Raw genomic sequence first — 3,763 nt, 5'->3', positions numbered from 1 at the left:
GCGCTGATCAACTACCCGCCGGTGCTGCTGCTCGACGAGCCTGCCTCCGGGCTGGACCCGCGCTCGCGCGTGGACCTGCGCGTGCTGCTGCGGCGACTCGCGGCCGGCGGCGTCACGGTGCTGATCTCCTCGCACGTGCTCGCCGAGCTCGACGAGATGGTCGACGACGCGGTGTTCCTGTCGAAGGGCCGCACGGTCAGCGCGGAGGCTCTGATGGCGACCACCCAGGCCCGCCGCCGGTGGCGGCTGCGCGTGCTCGACGGCGAGGCGCTGCGCCACTGGGCGTTCGACGCCCAGGTCACGCTCTACCCCGACGACGACGCACCGACCGGCGGCGAGTCGGCGCTCGTGGAGCTCGCCGACGACCAGGCGGCTGCCGCCCTGCTCGCCTCGGCCGTCGGCGCGGGTGTCCCCGTGGCCTCGCTCGCACCGCTCGCCGGGCTGCTCGAGCAGGCCTACCTCACTCTCGATGCGGAGCGGCGATGACCACGACGGCCCCCGAGACCACCGCAGCCCGATCCTTCACGTGGCAGGGCGTGCGCACGGTGCTGCGGCTGGAGCTGCGGCAGCGCGTGCGGTCCACACGGTGGAAGATCGCGCTGATCGCCTGGTTCGCGCTGATCGGCTTCATCTCGCTGCTGCTGCCGCCGCTGATGAGCTCGGGGGGCGGCGCCGGGAACGGCTGGGTGTTCGGGCTGATCCTGCTGCTGGTGCTGGGGTTGGGCCTGGTGGTCTCACCTACGTTGTCCTCGACGGCGATCAACGGGGACCGCAACGCCGGCACCCTGGCGATCCTGCAGGTCACGATGCTCGGGCCGGCGGAGCTCGCGGTGGGCAAGCTGCTCGCCGGGTGGGTGGCGGCCCTGGCGTTCCTCGCGATCAGCCTCCCGTTCCTGCTGTGGGGCGCGCTGCTGGCACATGTCTCGGTGGGCGGGTTCCTGCTCGTGATGCTGGTGCTCGCACTGCTGCTGGGCGTGGTGTGTGCGATCGGGCTGGGCTGCTCGTCGTTGACGAAGGCCCCGGCCGGATCGACCGTGCTCACCTACGTGGCCGTGGTGTCGCTGACGGTGCTGTCGCTGATCGTGTTCGCGGTATCGATGCCGATGGTGACCAGCGACGACCGGGTGGATGTGCTGGTGGTCCCGAGCGACGCCAACGCCGAGTGCGAGTGGACCGAGACCACCCGCACCGTGGCGCACACCGAGCGCATCTGGTGGCTGCTGGCGATCAACCCGTTCGTGGTGCTCGCCGACTCCGCGCCGCAGCCTCAGTTGGAGAACGCCTGGGACATCGGGCCACTCGGCGCGATCCAGGAGGGCGTGCGCTACGCCCGCGCAGGCGAGGAGTCGCAGCGCAACGAGTGCTGGAGCGACAACTACCCCGCCGGGGTGAGCGCAGCCGACTTCCGGGATGGCGAGATCAGCGATGCGCCCATCTGGCCCTGGGGGCTCGCCGCGAACCTGGCGCTCGGCGGCCTCGGCCTGTGGGTGGCGATCCGGCGGCTGCGGGTGCCGTACACGACACTGGCCCCAGGAACCCGGGTGGCGTAGCCGGATCTCCCTTCGTCGCCCCCGGACACCTCGATGGGCCCTCGCTGATCGTGCTCTCAGCTCCGGGGGTCGCGCAGCGTCTGCATCGCCTCGAGCAGCGTGTCGTGGATGTAGGCGAGGTCGGGTGAGACGGCGGCCCAGTCCTCGCTCGGTGCGTCGTCCGACGTCCAGGACTCGGCATCGGCCTGCTGGTCCCAGGCCATCTCACCGTGCTGCCAGACCCACCAGATGTTCGCGCTCGGATCCTGGAAGCGCGCGAACGACGTCCCGAAGAAGTCGGTCGGCCGGGTGATGAGCCGGCTGCCGCGGTCGAGCGCTCGGCGCAGGGTCGCTTCCACGTCGTCGACGTAGACCTGCAGCAGGCTCGGCGTGAACGGCCAGTCGGGCTTGCGCTCGGCGAGCATGAGAGTCGTCCCACCGACAACGACCTCTGCCTGAAGCAACAACCCGTCGTCGTCCACGGTGCGCGCGTCCGGGCGCTCTGCCGCCTCGAATACCTCGACGAGGAACCGGGTCAGCTCCTCGGCGCCGTGCGTGATGATGAACGGGTTGATCGTGGCGTAGCCCTCAGGGGCTGCGGGGATCGACATCGGGGCTCCTCGTACGTTCGTGACGTGATACCCACAGTCCATCAGGGCAGACCGGCCGTCGGCTTGAAGGTTTCCGCCATCATCTGCCGGCGAGGATCCGCGCCGGAGTCTGGCCATGGAAGGCCCTCAGCGACCGGGTCAGATGTGCTTGGTCGGCGAATCCGCACCGCACCGCGCACTCGGCGGGCGCGACCCCTTGCTGCAGCATCGCGAAGGCCTCGCGTGCCCGCTCCAGCTGCGCGATCCGTTTGCGCGTCAGGCCCGTCACGGCCCGTACCCGACGCTGGCGGTGCCGCTCCGAGTAGCCGACGTCCTCCCCCGAGAGCATCCTTCTCACGTCGTCATCGGAGCGCAGCAGATCGAGCCCGAGCAACCGGTCGACGAACGCCTCGAGTTCGTCGTACTCGGGCAGGGGCACCCGATGCTGCCCGATCACGATGTGCTGGTCCTGGACCAGCAGTCGCTGCTCCCCACCCAGCAGCAGACTCTTGCTCACCCCGGGCACGACGACGTGTGCCTTGAGCTGCACACCCCAGCTGTGCTCGCCGGCGACGGAGCTGATCCACCGATGCCCGAGGGCAGGGCCGGAGAGACCGGCGAGCTGTTCGCCATCCGGTTCCCGCGCGAACCACAGATCCCAGTACTCCACCGCGGGGGCGAGGTAACGCTCTACACGGGTTGCGCGTGCCTGCCACACGCACTCGATGTCGGGTGAGTCGGGACTGCGCTGCTCGTACGTGCCGGCCGCGGGATCCTGGGCGACATCGGCACCATCCGCGAGACCGCCAGGCTCCGCGGATGTCACGGCGAGGGCTGACCAGGTTGCTCGTCGTCGGGCTGGTCGCGGTTGTAGAGGGCCTCGAACTCGGCCTCGGAGGCGGTGTCGTCGTCGACGTCGAGGCGCAGGTGGGCGATCAGCGTGAGCAGGGCGCGGGTGGCGCTGGCCGCGCGTTCGCCCCAGCTCGACAGGTAGGAGAACTGCCACCACCACAGCGCCTCGGACGCGTGCCCCGCACGGTGGTGCCGCAGCCCGATCGTGAGGGCGTGCGCCACGTCGGTGAGGTCGTTGGACAGCGAGCCCGTGGTGACCTCGGCGGAGACCAGCGGATCGGCGACCTCGTGGTACTCGTCGATCCCGTCGAGCACGTTGGCGAGCGAGGTGCGCAGCGGCTCGAGGTCACCGTCGGGACCGTCATCGGGCTCGAACCGCTCGGCGGGCACCACGTCCACGATCGCGCCCAGCCGCGCACCGGCGGCGCCGAGGTCGGACACCGCGAGCAGCAGCAGCGGGATCGCAGCGTCCGGTGAGGTGCCTGCGGCGACCTCGCGGACGGTGCTGAGGTAACGCTCGGCGACGGCGGCGGTCGCCGCCCCGAGGATGGTCAGGTCGTTGTCGAGCTCTGGGGTTGCCATGGCGACTCCTCCCGTGTGAGGTCCACGCTACTGCTGCGATTCGGGCTGGTCAGGTCGTCGGGATCACGCTCATGCGTCGACGGCCCGGCGCCCCTCGAACGCCCGCCCCAGCGTGACTTCGTCGGCGTACTCGAGGTCGCCGCCCACGGGGAGGCCGGAGGCCAGCCGGGACACGGTGAGGCCGAGTGGGCGCAGCATCCGGATCAGGTA

Annotated in this window: 4 protein-coding genes and 2 pseudogenes; 2 read left to right on the top strand and 4 right to left on the bottom strand. The window is 70.7% G+C overall.

What is annotated here, in order from left to right; all coding sequences use genetic code 11:
• Positions 1–486: pseudogene (locus tag ACOJSN_RS23480) on the top strand (ABC transporter ATP-binding protein); the annotation flags it as partial.
• A complete protein-coding gene (locus tag ACOJSN_RS23475; protein ID WP_420114905.1) occupies positions 483–1,550 on the top strand; it encodes an ABC transporter permease in 1,068 nt (355 codons plus the stop codon). The pseudogene ACOJSN_RS23480 and the gene ACOJSN_RS23475, both read left to right, overlap by 4 nt.
• A gap of 56 nt (positions 1,551–1,606) precedes the next feature.
• Here the strand turns inward: ACOJSN_RS23475 and ACOJSN_RS23470 are convergent, their stop codons facing one another.
• From ACOJSN_RS23470 to ACOJSN_RS23455, 4 genes and pseudogenes are all read right to left on the bottom strand, one after another.
• On the bottom strand, positions 1,607–2,140 hold the full coding sequence (locus tag ACOJSN_RS23470; protein ID WP_420114904.1) for a VOC family protein: 534 nt from the start codon (positions 2,138–2,140) through the stop codon (positions 1,607–1,609).
• Between the two features lie 79 nt (positions 2,141–2,219).
• Complete coding sequence (locus tag ACOJSN_RS23465; RefSeq protein WP_420114903.1) at positions 2,220–2,945, bottom strand: helix-turn-helix domain-containing protein; 726 nt, start codon at positions 2,943–2,945, stop codon at positions 2,220–2,222.
• Positions 2,942–3,553: a DUF5063 domain-containing protein gene (locus tag ACOJSN_RS23460; protein ID WP_420114902.1), complete on the bottom strand. Its 612-nt coding sequence runs from the start codon at positions 3,551–3,553 to the stop codon at positions 2,942–2,944. The genes ACOJSN_RS23465 and ACOJSN_RS23460 overlap by 4 nt, the downstream gene beginning before the upstream one ends.
• Before the next feature lie 69 nt (positions 3,554–3,622).
• Positions 3,623–3,763 (bottom strand): annotated as a pseudogene (locus ACOJSN_RS23455) (recombination protein RecR); the annotation flags it as partial.

This window comes from Pseudactinotalea sp. (genome assembly GCF_048594945.1).
Classification (GTDB): domain Bacteria; phylum Actinomycetota; class Actinomycetes; order Actinomycetales; family Beutenbergiaceae; genus Pseudactinotalea.
Note: the sequence above shows the minus strand (reverse complement) of the source record. Positions and strands in the feature narration are given on the sequence as shown.